The sequence below is a fragment of the Trichococcus flocculiformis genome (assembly GCF_900113645.1).
Taxonomy (GTDB): Bacteria; Bacillota; Bacilli; order Lactobacillales; family Aerococcaceae; genus Trichococcus; species Trichococcus flocculiformis.
On record NZ_FOQC01000051.1, the window covers coordinates 1 to 18,107 of the forward strand.

Annotated in this window: 18 protein-coding genes and 1 pseudogene; all 19 read right to left on the bottom strand. The window is 43.0% G+C overall.

Annotated elements, in window-relative coordinates:
• Positions 1 to 218, bottom strand: a pseudogene (locus BMZ71_RS12265) (IS5/IS1182 family transposase); the annotation flags it as partial.
• A gap of 784 nt (positions 219 to 1,002) precedes the next feature.
• Entirely contained in the window at positions 1,003 to 2,097 is a 1,095-nt protein-coding gene (locus BMZ71_RS12270; protein ID WP_086990553.1) for a restriction endonuclease, read from the bottom strand.
• Entirely contained in the window at positions 2,097 to 3,008 is a 912-nt protein-coding gene (yhdJ, locus tag BMZ71_RS12275) for an adenine-specific DNA-methyltransferase (protein ID WP_086990555.1), read from the bottom strand. The genes BMZ71_RS12270 and yhdJ overlap by 1 nt, the downstream gene beginning before the upstream one ends.
• A gap of 663 nt (positions 3,009 to 3,671) precedes the next feature.
• Entirely contained in the window at positions 3,672 to 4,778 is a 1,107-nt protein-coding gene (locus BMZ71_RS12280; protein ID WP_086990557.1) for an NADH-dependent flavin oxidoreductase, read from the bottom strand.
• 255 nt (positions 4,779 to 5,033) lie between these two features.
• Entirely contained in the window at positions 5,034 to 5,858 is an 825-nt protein-coding gene (locus tag BMZ71_RS12285) for an oxidoreductase (RefSeq protein WP_086990581.1), read from the bottom strand.
• A 159-nt stretch (positions 5,859 to 6,017) separates the two neighbouring features.
• Positions 6,018 to 6,674, bottom strand: coding sequence for a GyrI-like domain-containing protein (locus BMZ71_RS12290; protein WP_086990559.1), 657 nt, complete (start codon positions 6,672 to 6,674; stop codon positions 6,018 to 6,020).
• A 32-nt stretch (positions 6,675 to 6,706) separates the two neighbouring features.
• Positions 6,707 to 7,135, bottom strand: coding sequence for a hypothetical protein (locus BMZ71_RS12295; protein WP_086990561.1), 429 nt, complete (start codon positions 7,133 to 7,135; stop codon positions 6,707 to 6,709).
• A gap of 30 nt (positions 7,136 to 7,165) precedes the next feature.
• Entirely contained in the window at positions 7,166 to 7,669 is a 504-nt protein-coding gene (locus BMZ71_RS12300) for a DUF7000 family protein (RefSeq protein ID WP_086990563.1), read from the bottom strand.
• A gap of 198 nt (positions 7,670 to 7,867) precedes the next feature.
• Positions 7,868 to 8,356, bottom strand: a complete 489-nt coding sequence (locus tag BMZ71_RS15155) for a hypothetical protein (protein ID WP_218142825.1) — start codon at positions 8,354 to 8,356, stop codon at positions 7,868 to 7,870.
• Between the two features lie 44 nt (positions 8,357 to 8,400).
• Positions 8,401 to 9,432 (bottom strand): DUF5050 domain-containing protein, encoded by a 1,032-nt coding sequence (locus BMZ71_RS12315; protein ID WP_086990565.1) that lies wholly within the window; start codon positions 9,430 to 9,432, stop codon positions 8,401 to 8,403.
• A gap of 191 nt (positions 9,433 to 9,623) precedes the next feature.
• On the bottom strand, positions 9,624 to 11,297 hold the full coding sequence (locus BMZ71_RS12320) for an SWIM zinc finger family protein (protein WP_086990567.1): 1,674 nt from the start codon (positions 11,295 to 11,297) through the stop codon (positions 9,624 to 9,626).
• A gap of 15 nt (positions 11,298 to 11,312) precedes the next feature.
• The gene (locus BMZ71_RS14980) at positions 11,313 to 11,480 is read right to left on the bottom strand and encodes a hypothetical protein (RefSeq protein WP_177187615.1); all 168 of its coding nucleotides are present in this window, start codon (positions 11,478 to 11,480) and stop codon (positions 11,313 to 11,315) included.
• Positions 11,481 to 11,519: 39 nt separating this feature from the next.
• Positions 11,520 to 12,593: a Fic family protein gene (locus tag BMZ71_RS12325; protein WP_086990569.1), complete on the bottom strand. Its 1,074-nt coding sequence runs from the start codon at positions 12,591 to 12,593 to the stop codon at positions 11,520 to 11,522.
• A gap of 174 nt (positions 12,594 to 12,767) precedes the next feature.
• Positions 12,768 to 13,088: a DsrE family protein gene (locus BMZ71_RS12330; RefSeq protein ID WP_086990571.1), complete on the bottom strand. Its 321-nt coding sequence runs from the start codon at positions 13,086 to 13,088 to the stop codon at positions 12,768 to 12,770.
• A gap of 17 nt (positions 13,089 to 13,105) precedes the next feature.
• Positions 13,106 to 14,182, bottom strand: coding sequence for a ribosome small subunit-dependent GTPase A (gene rsgA, locus BMZ71_RS12335; RefSeq protein WP_086990573.1), 1,077 nt, complete (start codon positions 14,180 to 14,182; stop codon positions 13,106 to 13,108).
• 33 nt (positions 14,183 to 14,215) lie between these two features.
• A complete protein-coding gene (locus tag BMZ71_RS12340; RefSeq protein WP_086990575.1) occupies positions 14,216 to 15,136 on the bottom strand; it encodes a Fic family protein in 921 nt (306 codons plus the stop codon).
• Between the two features lie 154 nt (positions 15,137 to 15,290).
• Positions 15,291 to 15,800, bottom strand: coding sequence for a cyclophilin-like fold protein (locus BMZ71_RS12345; RefSeq protein ID WP_245734438.1), 510 nt, complete (start codon positions 15,798 to 15,800; stop codon positions 15,291 to 15,293).
• A gap of 16 nt (positions 15,801 to 15,816) precedes the next feature.
• Positions 15,817 to 16,776 (bottom strand): alpha/beta hydrolase, encoded by a 960-nt coding sequence (locus tag BMZ71_RS12350; protein ID WP_086990577.1) that lies wholly within the window; start codon positions 16,774 to 16,776, stop codon positions 15,817 to 15,819.
• A gap of 157 nt (positions 16,777 to 16,933) precedes the next feature.
• Complete coding sequence (locus BMZ71_RS12355; RefSeq protein WP_086990579.1) at positions 16,934 to 17,857, bottom strand: Fic family protein; 924 nt, start codon at positions 17,855 to 17,857, stop codon at positions 16,934 to 16,936.
• Positions 17,858 to 18,107: the final 250 nt, after the last annotated feature.

The window sequence follows — 18,107 nt, forward strand, 5'->3', positions numbered from 1 at the left end:
AATTCACTTTGAATAATCAAGGCACCTAGTGCCATCCTTACCGGTTTGGCGATGTTTCCTCTGTCACTGCTGAACAGAGCAGCGTACTTATCTTCAATGACTGACCAGGGAATCGAATCTGCTTTTTTGACCCAACGGTTTTCTGGGTTCATCGTAAGGCCCAATGGCTGATCGAAGTCATAAATGGTTAATTGCCGATTCGTCTGCTTTTTGTACATTTTCATCGCCTCTTTGTATCATTTTTGAAAAAAGTGCACGGGTTTTTGGTATTTCCCTCTGGAATCCATGCATCTATTATACCAAAAAACAGCTAAAAACGCTGTTGCGATAAGGTTTGTTAATTATTCAGTAGACATTAAATAGGTTTTTCAAGTGCGAAAGTTGAGACTTTAATATATACAAACGAAAGTGACTATAAGGGCAAATGGATAAATGAATGATTGTTAAATCCTTTACTTAATCCAAAAACGCGACTTATTCTTCTTAATAATGTACGTTATTATTAGTTGGTTGCTTCTATTATATTGTTAGCCCCACAAAAAGACGATGCAGAAGTTCTTCCCGAATTTTTATAGTTTAATCGATGAAAAAGTGATAGAAACATTAATCTCATAATGTTTCTATCACTTTTACTTTGAATTTGCATTGCATACGAATGTATATATTTTATGATGAGTAACCTTAAAATATACAAAAAAAGGGGGCTGGAATACATGTGCATTGCGGCATCTTGTAGAGACCCGAAATAAATAATAGTTACTGGAAGTGAATTCAACCGCCCTCGAAGAACTTCATAAAAATGGTGGCTAGATGAATCTGGAAAAAGAACTAATTGATGTTTCGATGTCCACACACGTACTCAACCAAATGATGCGGGCACCCCGTTTCAAAATTATAGCTATGAGGTATATCAGCGGCTGGGGATCAGGTGAAGCTTGCTTCTTTTCTACAGTACCTTCAGAAAAGGGAAACAAGCATTCATTTTCCTACCAAAAATACCAATTATTCTTCTTCAGAAATATTCATTTCCATTTTGAAATATCTATCAATCTCTTCAATGAGAAAATGAATATCTGCATCATTTAATTCATCTAGCCATTCAGTTAATTCATTTATCGTGATAACTTCTTCAATCGAGTCGTGATATAATTTTTCTAATACTCTTAGTCCACCTGATTTTGCTGTTCCATAGTCAAGTAAATCCTGAAAAATTTTCTCCGAGCTTTCGTGAGTTTTTATGACGAATGTAATTGGAAAATGATTGACTTTTTCCATATCCAAGAAGTATTTCCCATAACTATCAACCTCTGTTACCTGGAAAAATCTTCCTAAGGGTCTCATTACAAAGTCGATTCCACCGTCATTTGCATTTGTTCTACCAGTCTTATATAGCTGTAAATACTCTTCCTTCAAATCTGTTTTAGTCAAGCCGAAATAAATTTTTTGATTTTTATAATGAGTTTCTAAAATAGCATAGGATATAATTTCAAAAATTCTTGCTTCTGAATCGTCTGTTAGAAAAGATTGCAGGGTATCTTTTTTGTCGCGTGTAACGCTATAATCTTTTAACTCCTCAAGTAGCCCTGCAAACTCACTATCCTTAGTATACAAAATAGATTGATATTCTTTAATAATATCAATAACTGCTGGTACAATATCTATTTCATTCACATATAAATAGTCCGGATGAATCATATATTTCCCACCATTACTCACAATCAGAGGTCTTAATATATCACGGCTAATTTTATTCGAAAATTCATTATTTGTTCTAGAATTAAATCCATGATTTTGTAGTTTTGACCCACCATATTGAGTTCTTTGAAAAATAAATAATTTGGTGAATTGATAGCCGTCAAATTCTAAGTACCTTTTTTTCCTCCCCACGAACCCATCATCGACGTAAAAAGTTAGGATTGAATATATAGCATACCAATTGGCCAAAGATCTTCTTGTTTTGGAATTCCCATGAATTGCGCCACTTTTCAAATTTAAATATTTCAATAGGTCAGACTGTTTAAAAATAATTTCCCACTCATCATTGTAGTGTTGTTTTAATATTTCAGCAATATATTCTTCGATTTTAATTTTTACCATTACACTTTCAGCTCCATCTGATCTGAAGTACTTTCATTTTTCAAATCGTGGTCTTTCTTTGATTTATTGGTTGTTTTTCGCTTCTTTTTCTTTTCTAAATTCTCTCCATTATATTCGTGGGTAATCCCTAATCGTCTTAAACCTATTTTGAAATATTCAGGATTAAGATCAATAGAAATGGATTTTCTGTTAAGCTTCTTAGCAGTTGCAGCTGTTGAAAAACTTCCTCCAAATGGATCGAATACGATATCCCCTTCATTTGAAGAAGCTTTGATAATTCTCTCAAGTAATGATTCAGGTTTTTGGGTTGGATGATTTTCATATTCGTTCATTCTAAAACGAACGCGAGGAAACTCCCAAACATTTCCTGGAACTTTGGTAGTGTTATAAGGTTGCGGTGGACTTTTTCTGTAATCAATCAGGCCCCTTTGAGCCCCAGTTTTAGCCTCAACCAAAATATCTTGAGAGTTAAATGTATAGTTAGATTTTGCAGACTTAGTAATCATTAAAATTGGCTCATACAAGGAGCCATACATTTTTTTTGATTGAACGCCAGATGAATCGTATGACCAAATAATCCTACTCAATACATGGTAATTTTCTTGAATGAAGACATCAATATATGGCATAAATTGAGTAGCTGTCATTAAATACATTGTCCCATCAGTCTTCAATATCCGCATGGCCTCATGAATCCACTTTTTATTCCATTCAATATATTCAACTGTTGAATTCCAAGAATCTTTGTTATTCCCAAAGTCTTTCCCTATATTATAAGGTTCATCTGCAAAAATAAGGTCAACTGATTCAGACTTCATATGTTGCATTACTTCAATAGAATCTCCCAATATAACAACATGATTATCTTTTTCCAAATATTCAAATTCCTTAAAAATAAGCTTCTCATACATAATGTTTATTTTCCTTTCGGTATAATAATTTATAATACTATCCATATTTCTTATATAACATATACCTTTGCACTTGTTATTGGAAATATCCAGCAACTTTGAGAGTTGTAGTTAAAAATTGCTTATTAGTTTGGTTCAAACTAAGATTTGACTCCGATATGATAATCTTCAGTACTGAAAACTAACATTGTTAAATCTAAAATCATTGTACATAACGTCTTCTATACAATGACCTTTGATATTCAATTAAACTCATATGACCACTTTAGCACCTAAGTAGTCTATTCTATCATTTTTAATTTATTCTTTGAAAATGTAGTATTACATTTTCATCAAGTTTATACCATGTATTATAGCATATTATAAACTTGCCATTTAGTATCTCTATTGTTGTTTTTACAGACTTTGACAGTTAACAAAAAAAAGCAGCTAAAAACACAGTTGAATACCGGTTTCTAGTTGCTTTTTATCGTTTTAAATCTGTTGTACACACATGCTACTTCCCGTAATTTATAAGGACCTCAAGTGGAACAAATAGATGAATCCATTTTCCCAAAGGAGCCCATTAATTTTCAGTAGGCCTGTATGGCCTTTCTCTTTGTTTATTGTCTTACCGAACCGCAATTAAACCGGCCTATAAAGTGCTTGATGGCACTTTTGAATTTATTTCTCCAAACGGTCCGGCATCATGAATTCCATGAAACCCCAGACGCCGTTCGCAAGGAACAGTTCTTCGCGGTCGTAGTTGGATATTTCTTGGCGGATCAGATCGTCTTTTTTATCAAGGGCTTTCGCGCCCCAATGCGGATCGATCAACAAAGCACGTCCAACAGCAACAAGCTCCGAATTTTCCAATACGTGCTCCGCATCTTCGCTAGTGCGGACATCGCCGACGCCGACCAACGGCACGCGTCCGTTAATTTGTTCATGGATGTACGCCATCATGCTTTTCTCTTTATGATCCTCAGAAACAGAAACCAGCTGGCTATCTCTCAAGGAAATATGCAGATAATCCAAGCCTTTACCGGCCAATTGGTCCACAAGGAATAGTGTATCTGTAAAGCGGATGCCAGGATTTTCATATTCTTCAGGGGAAAAGCGGTAGCCAACGATAAAATTCTCGGCGCCTAATTCATCCACGGTTGCTGTCACTTCATCAACCAATTTGTCGATGAAACTGAACCGTTTTTCCAGCGTGCCACCCCATTCGTCGTCTCTGCGGTTGGAGTGCGGCGAGAAGAATTGTTGCAACAAATAAGTATTTGCACCATGCAGTTCCACACCGTCAAACCCGGCTTCAATCGCGCGGCGAGTCGCGGCTTTAAAATTTTCGATCAGATCAAGTATTTCGTCATCTGCCAATGCTCTTGGCGTTTCGGCATTCGGTCTTTCGGCAGCAATCGCACTTGGCGCTACTGGCTGAACACCCCGCAACACGCTTGAATCCGTCATGCGGCCACCGTGGAAAATCTGCAGGATGGCTTTGGTGCCATTTTTCTTGATGGCTGCAGCCAATTTACTCAAACCCGGAATGAACACATCGGAAGCGACGCTCAATTCGCCTTCCCAGCCTTTACCGTCGTTCTGAACATTTGCAGCGCCTGTGATGACCGCACCTATTTCACCGGAACGAAGCGCATAGTAATTGATTTCGTCGGATGTCACTACCCCATCATAAAAACTCATTTTCGTCGTCATCGGTGCCATCATGATGCGGTTCTTTAACTCAAGGCCGCGTTTGAAAGTCAGTTTGCTGTTCATTGTTGACATATTTTTCTCTCCTCTTGGATTGCTTTATTTCATTCTACCGAGCTTGCCGGAAATTCCCAAGCATAATGCTCGATTTATCCGAAATGTATGCACATACATGTATTTTATTACAAGTAATTCGCTTTTGCAAGAGGATTGGCTTTGAGTTTCTCCGTAGGTACCACTTCAGACAAATAAGACTGCGGATCAGGCTTATAAGGCCATCTACACAGTCTTACATCATTGCTATGTTCTTACATTTTCAATCAACCCAATTCAGTAGTCTGTCTGTTTACTGATGGCACTCCAATCTTCGATTTCCTGCAACCTTTCTTTCATCTCTGCGGATACGATTTTCACCGCATCCGAACCAAGCAACAACCGTTTCGGAAGTTTTTCTTTCTTCATAGTTTCGTAGATGACTTCTCCCGCTTTGTCCGGATCGCCGGGCTGGTCCTGGTTGTCAACGATGTTCTCTTTTCGAGTTTTCCAAGCGGTATCGGCATAATCTTCGATCTGCTTCTGGGTCCCTTTCAGGGAAGTGTCGTAGAATTTGGTCCGGAAAGCACCAGGTTCCACGGTCATCACTTTGATCCCCAACGGTGCGACTTCCTTCATCAGTCCGTCCGTCATCAATTCCAAAGCGGCCTTGGATGATGCATAATAGCCGGAGCCGACACCTGAGCGGGCAGCAGCGATCGAGGAAACATTGAGGATGGCGCCGTTTTTCTGCGCCCGCATGTAAGGTAAGACTTGCTTGATCAATTCAATCGGGCCGAAGAAGTTCGTATTGAACAACAGATTCACACTTTCTTCCTCGCCTTCTTCGACGGACGAGCGGTAGCCGTATCCTGCATTGTTCACCAGAATGTCCACCCCACCAAAATTATCCGCTGCCGCTTTTACGGCGTCCGCGATACTTTCTATATTTGTGATATCCAGAGGCACCGCGATAGCAGTGTCGGGATAATCTTCGATGATATTCATCACCGTCGCAACGTTCCTTGCAGTTACGACTGCATTATCCCCATGTTTTAAAACTGCTTTTGCGATCCCTCTGCCGATGCCGCTGGAGCAGCCTGTAATCAACCATGTTGTCATATTTTTTTCTTCCTTTCCGAAGCTGTTTATTTTGATCACTGCGCCTTTTTAGAGTATCAAAATGGCGCCACTCGCATTACAAACAGAAGTATACACCTTGGAGTGCACTTCAAGGGAAGCGTTTTATTTCCGAAAATTACTTTTCCACGTTTTCTACTTTTATTTCCTGATCGGATGGCGGACGACTGTCTTCATCTTTTCCGGAGCGACTCTGCGCGGATCATTCAAGTAAATTTCATGGTGCCTTCGGATTATGCCGTCCGGACTCATTTCCGAAATGGCATTGATGTATCCATTAGCCGCAGCAAAATCGTAGATAGCCTTGACCGTCACTGCTTCCGTATCGTAGGGACCCATATGCATCATCTGAACGCAAAGCCCTTCCGTGAACTCCGCTAACCTTGCCTTGGCGAGGTCAAGTTCCGGTTTCTTTTTCTTCAATTCCTCAACGGCCCATCGGAATACTTCATCGGTTACAAATTCCGGCTGCCGGATCATCGCTGTCCAGATCAATTTGTCCTTTTGGCTCGTGTCAAAGGGGCGATCAATCTCCGTCCACCATAAGCCTTCCAATGGCGGAACGACATATTCGAAGAAATCCGCCGGGGCATTGCCGCTTCTGCTGCTCATTTTGATGGTGTAGGACAGCCCGTAAAGCATTTCGATTGCTTTCGCGTATTCCCCCGATTCATCATTGGGGTTCCCCTTGCCGTCAACCATGATGAATGTCATTTTCGGCACATCGACGATCACAGGGATAGTCTTGGGTTGGTAGAGGTTCTTGGATTCTTTTTTGAAATCTAATGGACCGGGCATTTCATTTTTCCTCCCTTAATCGTTCAAATCAGTTATAAATAAAACAATGCGGCAAGGATGGAAAGTGCAACAGCATAGTAGTGATACCATTTCTGCTTCATTTTATGAAGCAGAAATACACTTATTGAAGCAACTAATAATAGGACCAACCCCACTACAATGGGACTTTTGTACAATTGCACACCAATTCCGACCATAAAAGTGGTAAGTGAAGCAGTCAGCACACTGGCTTTAAGCCAATCGGATAGAGTCGTACGATATACGATCAAACATAGACCAAGCCAAAGAATCCCATACCCAACACGCAGAGATGACACAAATCCATAGGAACCATCCTGATTTGCAAAGGATTCAAAAACCATGAAGATCAGAAAATACAGCATAAAGGCAACTGCCAAAGTAAGTAAGCTCGCTATTGTAACAAGCAATCCTTCCTTAATGATTCCAGACTTTTTGTTCATATGTCATCCAGCTCCTTTCCTTATATCCGCTTATAATACTCCTTGAGGTTCATCCAGTATAGAAGTGATATCCTTTATAAATTCCATCGTCTTCTTTTCAATCTGCTTCTTGAGTTCCTCTGGATGGTCAAAATCCGGCTTCTCAACCAGAGTTGATTCTATAATGGAATCAACTCCCGGAATAACCTGTGATAATTTATATTTACCAATATTATCACTGCTCATCAACGCGATATACTCAGCTTGAATTTTTCTGTTATTCCCAGCCAACCAAACTTCGAAAACGCCTTTTTCATGCAAATAAACTACGGCAATTTTCAGCTTTTTATTTTTCAAATCAGCAGGCGTAAAAGCAAAATACGTCATATCCATGTAACCAAAATATAAATTACCAGCAGTATAATCTGGGTACTTGCTTTCCAGATAGGAGCGGAGTTCTGACATAAAAGTCATGATTCCTTTGTAGGCTTTCTGAATCCGTCCTTTGCTTAACTGTGCAGCATATTCCTTGATATATTCATTTATTGAGTCCAAAAACTCCACCTCATTCCCTGATTAAGTATCCCGCAAATTGACAGAGCCAACTACGCCCTTTTTGTAACCGCTATTTCCCAACCTCATTATAACGCGAATACCGCGTAGATACCCTACGCAAGACAATGCAAATGGCAAATAAAGAAGACGCCCTGACTAAGGACGTCTTTACACAGTTGATGTTCGGGCAACGATGCGTCAGTGCGGGAAAGCAATTTCAGCGAGTGTCCATAAAATGATCACAAGTCCGACCGGAATAGACAACAACGTCAGCAAGGCTCTGTCCTTGTATTTGATAATGGCTATCAGCCCCATGATGAAGCCGACCAGTCCCATCAACGCAAGAGCAGGTGTCGGCAGAGGCAATCTGATTGCAGCACCAAGCCCGACCATTTTGATGGCCATCAGCACGATGAATGCTAAAGTCAAACCCGCTGCCCATTTCCCGGTTGTCGTTTTGGACCAAAACTGCATTTTCATGATTATTTCCTCCTTATTCTTCTGAAAGATAGAATGCTGCATCTGGCAGGTTTTCTTCGTTTCCATCAGCGCCTTGGCTACCACTAGTGTCATGATGCTGTCGTCCGTCATCCGGCACGCTTCCGTGAACCGTTCAAAATGCTTGTCCCTGTGATTATGCCACTCGAAACGGGAGCCGATAATGTCCCCGATGATTGCGCCCAACATACGAAATCATCTCTTTTTGAAAGCGCGTTGGCGCCTTCGGGTTGTCATTCAAACAATACAGCCGCCGAGCCATCCAGCTTGATGCGGTAGTGTTCACCGCTGTATTGGAGAATGTACATCCAATCGCCCAAGATATGGTCCAGTTGCCAGATCATGATGTCATTTACCCTTTCGGTTCCCGAACCGTCCAAATTGACTCGATACAAACCTTTTTCCAGTCTACCCTGGCCTTTTCCCAACTGATAATACAGGTAGCCGCCGTCCAACTGCGCCGTTACAACATCTTCTATAGACAGAATTCCAGTTGCTTCCGCACCAGTATCGTCCATTTGATGCAGCGTCAAAGTGAATAGGCTCTCGTCTTCCGTTTCGGTCAGCATGATGTAAAAGATGCTCTCTTCATTCAAGTAGTAATCTTCATAATCCGACAGCAGCTGCTGATTCATGCTGCCGTCCGTCTTGATGCGTGATAAGGATTGTTTGTCCTCGGCATAATAGACCCAATCACCGACAATGGTAGGAACTCCACCTTCTGTCTGAAGTTGAGTTTGCGTTGCACCATCCAAATCGCTTCGGAACAGCCCCTCGAGGGTAGTGTAATAGATCGCATCGTCTGCAAGCGCGCAGGAATATACCGTCTCGGAGATAACCAAGCTTTTTTCGGTTCCGTCCGCCTTCATCCGGTAAAGATGACTATTGTCGGCTCTATCCGAATAGTAGACCCAGTCTTCCGTTACCGATAGATAGCTGACAGGAGTATCCGTCAGTTCGACGCGGCCGCTCCAATCCCGGTTCCTTCTGATCAGACTGCCTACCGGAGAACCCGGGGACATTTCACCGGCGCCGGGGTCGATATAAAAGATATACTCTTGGGTTTCCGCAACCCAGCCGTTGTTCAGAACTCCGTTTTCAAGCACACCCGCCTCTTCCATCGTCAATGTTTCCTTCACCTTGAAGTCAGAAGTGATCCCGAGTGCAGACAAAATAAACATGACAGCTACTACCACAAGGATCGCCAAACCGATGATCGTACCCCACTTGAACAGTTTGTTGCTGGAAAAAATGCTGGTTTTCATTAGGTTCCCTCCATTCGGCTATTCCATCAGAGTTAAAAATCATCCGTCGCAAAGTAACCCCTTTCATTATCTGACTTCATTTTACCACTTTCCGAATCAAAAAAACTCTCCTAAATAGTTCTTGGAGAGTTAGGGGAGTTCGATCTTTTTCTAAAAAGTTGCTGGTGGAAATAGCTTGGATTCAGAACAAATTAATCCAACTTGCTCAGTTCATCCACAAAAGCTCGCTTTTTCTTATAGAGGACGAGCAATTCGTTCACCAATTCTGCGGCATTGTCTTTGCCGATGATGTTTTTGTATCGTCTGATGAGACCGCAGACATCTTGGTAGGCACTCCTTTTTGAGGATGAATGGGCAGCGGATCTTATGTGATTCGAATAGAGCACATCCACTTCATCCGCATAATTGTCTTTCAAAAGCTCTGCATACCTTACGATGTAATGAGGATTCTCCCTGACGTACGCCATGATTTCCTCCGTGTCTTCTTCCTGTTCAATGAGATTTACATACATTTTCTTCGCTTGCCAACGGCTATCCTTTTTCAATTTTGTCTTCAACTCATCATAAAATTCTTTTTCGTCCCCAGTGTTCAGATCCTTGAGTTCCTGATAGTATTCAAACTGGCCGTCAAAGAGCAGTTCCTTAGCTAAACGCGCCTGTTCAGCCTTTAAGGATAATTTTTTGTAGGCATCATAGCGGATTTCTTTCCATTTTGGCTTTCTGCCCGCATAGTAATCATCTTGTTTTTCCCCATCCATTGCCAATTTTATGACTTTTTCGAAGTTGTTTTCCTTTTTGGCTCTCTCGATCAACATTTCCCGGAAGGATGCGTGTGTGCTGTTCTCCTCCTCGAATTGTAACGCCTCAGCATCCGTTCCATAGAGGACAATCAACCTGTGCAGGATTTGCAGCAAGGGCGCTGCATAATAGGTGCTGAAGCCATCAGTTTCAGATTTGTCCAGATAGGCCATTACCCTCGCTCTGAGCAGTACTCGCAACGCTTCTGTATCCGCGACTTCCGCGCACACTCTGAGAATATCGATTGTGTATTCTTGCCAATCATCATAGGCGTGGTCATTGCTGTCTTCCAGCAGTCTATTGAACAACTTTCGCTTTAAGGAACTGTCGGAAAATTTTTCCACGAGGACAAGATCTTCCATCAACTCAATGCAGTCCAAAGCCAAACCACCGATTTCTCCATCGGAATCGTCAGCGTATTGGAAAGCTTCCATTGCCTCATGCAGGACCAGGATAATGATTTCCAAGGCCAGTAAGCGATCCGCTGTATGCCTGGCTTTTTCCAAAATACCGACCATCTCTTCCACATAATCGCTGATTTCTCCGTAGGCTATAAACCCACCTCTGCCGGCATACTTATTCACGATACGTCGGATAAGCTTGGCAACCTGTTTAATTTCCTGTTCTTTGTTCCCATCAGAGTATCTTAGAATCAGACTCTCTTCCAAAGTGTCGTTTTTAGGGACGATTTCCATTATGATCCTGATCAGTTCCTCTTTAGGCAGTTTATTCAGAACCTCTTTGATTCCCGGTTGCTCAGTCTGCGCTTCCTTAATGTCCCATTTGACGTCCCCGTCGTTGATGATTTCGGCGAGTTGAAAAAACACCGCTGCTTCGTGTTTGCAGATGGGACCTAGGTCATAAGGACAATCGCATTCGGCATGGATGAGCTCTCCCGAGTCATCAAGCTCCACTGAAACCTCGTACACTTCGCTTCCTTCCACCAGAAAAATATAGGTGTTTCCTTTACGGACATATTCCTCATCTACATGGCCGCGCATGTAGTAATCATAGCCTCTGCCCAAAATGGTTTGGTTGATGTATTTTTGGAAATTATTGATATTCACCGTAGCCACCCTCTCTTAAAAAGGAAAGTCCTGATTGGATGCAGTCCTTTCCTCGAAGTCCAAAAGTCCGTCTTCCTCAGCTTGTTCCCACGTGATGCCGTAAGGAGCTCCACCGGAAGTGCAGCCGACTATAAAGAAAAAATTTTCGTCACTGTCATAGTCAAATACAGCTTTTATTGTCATTGTAATATTTCACACTCTCTCAATTGATTAAAAAATGATTCAATCCCTGCTATCATTTTGATATTCCGTATTACGGATATAGGCTGTATTTTTACCCGCACCTATCTTAATGATGTAGCCCTCTTTCAGCAGAGTGGCCAACGTTATTTCTACTGTAGCCTTGCTGATGTCCGGACATTTTTCTAAAATCATGCGTTTTGAAAGCTTCTCAAGTGTATTATCAAACAGCGAACGGATGCGTTCCGGTTTGGAAAGGCTGCGATTTTGCATCAACTCCAGACGAGCCGAAAATTCTTTAGAAGCACTTAAAATAACTTCGAGGTAATACTTAACAAATGGTAAATAATTATTCTTTTCTTCATACCAATCCGTTGAGCTGTCTTTTAAAACCTCATAGTACGTTTCCTTTGTTTTTTCGATTATCATTTCTATACTGATATACTTCCCTACAATATATCCGGACCTGTATAAGAGCAACAATGTCAATAGGCGGCTCATTCGTCCATTGCCATCGCTGAATGGGTGAATGCAAAGAAAATCCAAGATGAACATCGGAATCAACAGTAAGGGATCATATTTTTCAGTGTTGATCGCTTCGATGAACGTATCAGTGAGTCGGTCTATTCCATCTGGGGTTTCAAATGCTGACATGGGCTGAAAGCGAACTTTTTTTTGTCCGCTAGCATCTGTTTCAGTAATGACATTATCCGACCCTTTGAAATTACCACCGTGAGATAGTGGACTGAAATGGTAAAGGTCTCTATGCAGCTGTAAGATAACATTAGCACGTGGAACTATGTAATCGTAGCTTTCATGAATCAGACCCAGTACTTCATGATAACCAGCAATTTCTCTCTCTGATCGGTTACGCGGCTCCGCTTTTTCCTTTACCAACGCATCCAAACGTTCATCAGATGTATAGATACCCTCAATCCTATTGGATGCTCCAGTGCTTTGGATTTTTGCTATTTCAATCATTGACTCTAAAACATCCGACTTTGCCTCAATAAATAGCTCTTGTTTTCCTTTATACTCGTGAATCGCAGAAATCAGATTCATAATTTCATGATTCATCAATTCATCCGGGATTATTGAATAATCAAATTTTCGCATGAGTGGTTCCCTTTCTGCCTAAAAGTTTACGCTTCTACATAATTATACGCGTAAATTATGTAGAAGTGAAGTGGAATAGGCAGAATACAGAGTTGAATTCGTATTGAAGGCAAAGAGCTTCTGCACATTAATGGGTGCATAATGTGCAGAAGCGTTTTTATTACACTCATTTTTTTAGAAAGTAACGACCTTGTCCGCCCATTCGACCATCTGGACGCAATCGATCATAGTGCTGATCGGGCAAACGTCCGAGCCTTCCATGTTGCGCGACTTCAGGCACGTGCCGCAAGCCAATATCTCGCCATCCAGTTCGTCAAAAGCTTGCACTTGTGCGGCCACATCGTATGTTTCGTGGGTCATATTTTCGATTTCGACGGCTTCGCCCATCAGGAAAACTTTCACTTCATGTCCAGTCTTCTTCGCGGTTACGGCGAACCTCATGGCGTTCCAAGATTTTTCGTATTCTTTCGTTTCGATGATGATACCTAATTTCATTGCAATTCCTCCAACTTTTATTTTTCCTTATTTTTTGACTTAGCGAATTTCCTAGCGTTCTTGATGCCGCCGAAATCAGAAAACATCGTACTGATTTTCTCTTTTTCGATCTGTTTGGAATTCATACCCTCGTATTTGGCTTCCTTCTTCAGCTTTAGGTAGCTCTGCAGCCGTTCTTCGGTCAGTATGCCATCCTCTATGGCCTTCCTGACCATGCAGCCCGGCTCGTTTTCATGCTTGCAATCTTTGAATTTGCATTGTGCCGCCAATTCATCGATGTCGACGAACGTCCTCGCCAGGTTCGCGCTCTCCAAACCGAGTTCGCGCATGCCCGGCGTGTCGATGATGCAGCCGCCCGTCGGAATGAGGAACAGTTCCCGGTTTGTGGTGGCATGCCGGCCTTTGTCATCTCTTCTGATTTCCCGCGTTTCGTTCAGTTCTTCCCCAAGGATCCGGTTGATCAAGGTTGACTTTCCCACACCGGATGAACCGATGAAAACAACGGTCTGGCCCAGTGTGATGTATTTCAGGACGGCCGTGTATCCGTCCTCGCTCAGGCTCGACGTGACCAGCACATCGATCCCGAAAGCAATCGTCTCAATTTCACGCAGCTTTTCCGGGATATCCGCGCACAGATCCGCTTTCGTCAGCACAACCACAGGCGTTGCACCGCTGTCCCACGCAATCGCCAAGTAGCGTTCCAGCCTCCGCAGATTAAAATCATTGTTGAGCGACATGCAGATGAAGACAATGTCGATGTTCGCGGCAACAACCTGAACGTCATGCGCTTTTCCGGCTGCTTTCCGGATAAAGACGCTTTTCCTTGTCAAAGTGTGGTGGATGATGGCATGGTCCTGGCTTCCCTCGTTCCGGTCGATCATCACAAAGTCGCCGACTGCCGGATAGTCCGACATATCGACTGCAGCATGGCGCATTTTCTCGGATATTTCGGCCAGCATCTCCGATTCTGCGGTCGCAACCCGATACAATTCCTTGTATTGCACGATGACTCTTGCCGGATGCAGATCCGGATTAAGGGTCGCCTCCTGCGCGAACCTGTCCGTGAATCCCAGACTTGTTAATTTATCAGGCATTTTCTTCCCTTCCTTTCGAACAAAACCGCTCTGTCATTCCAGAACCATTAACCACAATTTTTCCGACTCAATCACGAGTTCCGCTACCAATTTTATGAAAGGTCCGTAATCCATGGTCGTGTGGGCGTGATCAAGCACCTTATAATAGTCAGCACGGTTTTCGTTTTTGATGATGATTGGTGGATAGCCGGATTTCATAAGTTCAAAGTTCAACAACAACCGTGATGTCCTGCCGTTTCCGTCAATGAACGGGTGAATTTTCACGAATTCGCCATGCAGTAAAGTCGCCCGCACAACGGGGTGATACACAAGCCATTCGTTCTGATATTCGGCAATCAATTTTTGCATATATTCGCTTATTTGATAATGTTTCGGCGGAATATGCTTTGCACCACTGATCACCACATTCTCGCTCCGATATTTCCCCGCATTTTGATTATCAATTTGCTTCAGAACCAGCGCATGAATGTTCTTGATGTTCCATTCGGAGAGCGGTTCTTTTTCAGAAACAAGTTGTTCGATGAAAAGAATGGCGTCGCGGTGATTGATGATTTCCAGATGTTCGACCAGGCTTTTTCCGCCTATCGTTATCCCTTCGAGAACGACTTTCGTTTCTGACATGGTCAGTGTGTTCCCTTCGATCGCATTGCTGTTGTAAGTCCACTCAACGATCAGTTTTTCATGGAGGGAATCCGCCAATCCCTTTGAAAACGGTCTGTGTCTATTGATGGTATCCATCGCCGTATCGATTTGGCTGAAATCGTATCCCAAGCCGAGATACTTTTTTTGTTCACTTTGCCTTGCATCCACAGGTTTATGCGCATCAACAGGGATTGCCCAGTTCCGACCAATTTTGACTACCCCTTCAATCCGGCCTTCTTGGCAAAGTCCCCGAATCCTGCGTTCGCTTATGTCCCAATTGTTGCTTGCTTCTTTTGTGCTGATGTATACCATAATCGCTCACCTCAACTCCATTTTATGCTTCCTAGTGTTGAAAAGCAATATCATTCCGACATCGGAATGATAGGTAATGAACAGTTGGTGGAATTCCAGCTCAACAAAGTAAAAAGCGAGAAATGGTTCAAAACCCATCTCTCGCTTGATTCTGTTATCGGTTGCTGAATGTGACCTCGACACTCCCTCGTCCCAGCGCTTGGGCAAGTCCAGATGGGTCTTCAATCCTCCCGATTGGCGTGTAGCTGTAGGAGGTCGAAAAATCTTTGTAGAAAATCACCAGACAGTCGGAACCGTACAACATCACATCCCCGGCTTTGATTCTGCCGACTCGTTGAGAGTCCGTTGGCAAGGTCTCCAAAAGATAATGAAATTTTTCATTCCCATTCAGTTCATCCATTTTTAGAGTCATCGGCAACTTTTGGGTCAGTGCCTGCGTTGTCGCATTGTCATTCAGCGACACAGCATAACGGGTGTTTCCGACTTGAATCGTCACCATTGGCATGGCGTCATCCCTTTCTTGTGGGCTGGATTCGGTGAGCATTTGGTCTGTTTCTGCAACAAGTCCGGCGTCATTCGACGGCGGACTATTGGTGCAGCCGAACAGCAAAACCGCACAAAATGCGAATGCAAAAATAAAATCAACTTGTTTAGGATTTTTCATCTGAACCACATCTTTTTTACAGATTTTCCGTAAAGAACGACTCCAGTTTATCGAACGGAATCAGATCCGTTCTGTCGTACAGATCCACGTGGCCGGCGCTGGCAATTTCAAACAGTTCCTTCGGTTCGGCCGCCATTTTGTAGGCATCCTCGCTGAAATATCTCGAATGCGCATGCTCACCGATGATGAACAGGATCGGTCTAGGAGAAATCGTCTGGATGTAGTTCATCAACGGGAAGTTCATGAAATCCATGGCGCTCGTTTTCGTGAACGCGCCGATCGAATTCGGGTGGAATCCGCGTTTCATCGCATAATAGCCGAAGGATTCACTGCTGATCGGATCCATTCCTTCAGGGATAGAATCCACAGGCTCGCTTGGGAAAGTAGGCGTCAATTCCGGTTCATTGCCCTGGAAATCTTTCCAACGTTGCTCACCCAGTTGGTCAAAAAGCTGTGTGCGTTGCTCATCCGTCATGCTGTCTGCCCAACCGTAGCGCATCACCCGGCTCATATCGTACATGCTCACTGTCGCAACTGCTTTGATCCGCGTGTCGACCTGCGCCGCTGTCACTGCAAACCCGCCGCTGCCGCAGATGCCAATCACACCGATTTTGTCCCTTTCCACAAATGGACGCGTGCCGATGTAATCGACGGCAGCGCTGAAGTCTTCGGCAAAGATGTCCGGAGATGATACGTGTCTTGGCGCGCCACCGCTTTCTCCGTTGTGTGATTCATCGAACGCGATTGCTGCAAATCCGCGTTCCGCCATATTCTGCGCATAGATCCCTGCGCCTTGCTCCTTGACGCCGCCATAAGGGGTGCCGACGATAAGTGCAGGATATTTTTGGGATGTGTCGATGTCCTTAGATAAGTATAAATCCGCTGCAACGGTTATGCCGTAGCGGTTTTTAAAAGTGACTTGCTCAACCGTTACCTTGTCGCTGAGTATAAAAGTTCTGTAAGTATGCTCTGTCATATCATTTCCTCCAAATTATTCATGATTATGGTCGTTTAATCTCTAAGCAGTGCGCTTAAGTTGATTCTACGACTTAACCTTAACGTGAAGTCAAATGTTTTTTCAAAAATAATTTGGATGTGCGGGAAATGGCACAACAAAACATGGCTCATTGAGACTATTCCTCCATAAAATAATCAACCAGCTTTTTGTATTCATCCTGCGCTGAGTAGCACGTATCCATCAAATACCCTTTTGCAGTTTCAAATTGCTTCAGGCCGCGGTAATAAAACAGTTTGTGACGTTCATCGATGACAAAAGGCACAATTCCCCAGCGCAAACATTCCTTGAACAGAATGATCCGTCCAACTCTGCCATTGCCGTCCTGAAATGGATGGATCGATTCGAACTGATGATGAAATGCAATGATGTCCTCGAATTGTACGGTCTCCAGAGAGGCATAATCTGCCAGCAACTTGGCCATCTCACCCTTCACTTTTGATGGGGAGACGGTTCGGTTGTCGCCGACCATATTCGGTTTTGCTTTATAATCCCCAACTTTGAACCATTCCTTTCTGCTGTCGGAAGTGTTCGATTTGAGCAAGCGATGGAAGGCTTTGATCATATTCTCCGTCAATTCCTGATCCGCCACGTCAATCATATAATCAAAGCATTGGAAATGGTTGATTGTTTCGATGATGTCATCGACAGGAGTAGCTTCTTCCTTCGGCATTGCAATTGTATTCGTTTCGTAAATATAGCGCGTCTGCTCTTCCGATAGGATGCTTCCTTCTATCCGATTTGAGTTATAGGCAAGTTTGATTTGGGTCTGATGATACAGTCCGCCCTTCAACTTCATTTCTTTTTCTTCCCTCAAAAGCTTCAGCAATGGCCGTTCCGACCGCTGTTCCATCGCCATGATATCTCCCGGCTGGCAATGCAGAAATTTGCAGATGTCCTCGATGACTTTTAAGGAAACCGGCTCATTCTTGGTCAGCTTTGCCATCGTTGCCGAGGAAATCCCTATCCCCTTTTGTAATTCAGTTCTTAGGATGTCTCGCTCCTCAAGGAGTTTAAATAATTTAGTATACTGGATCGCCATACAATCACCTCATCCTGATTATGCGTACTGTCAAAGTTTAGCTCTGCCAGACGTTCAATTTTGTATTTTTTCGTTGATTTAACGGGGTTAACGACAAAAACAACTTGCCACCCCCCAATTTTTGGTCAATAGTGATGATAACGACACCGCACTATTTCCCCAAAAGAAAGGAAGATGACAAGTTGCTACCTCTATTATTAACCTATTTAGTTGATATTATCAAGCGTCAACGAATGATTATTCTTGCGTT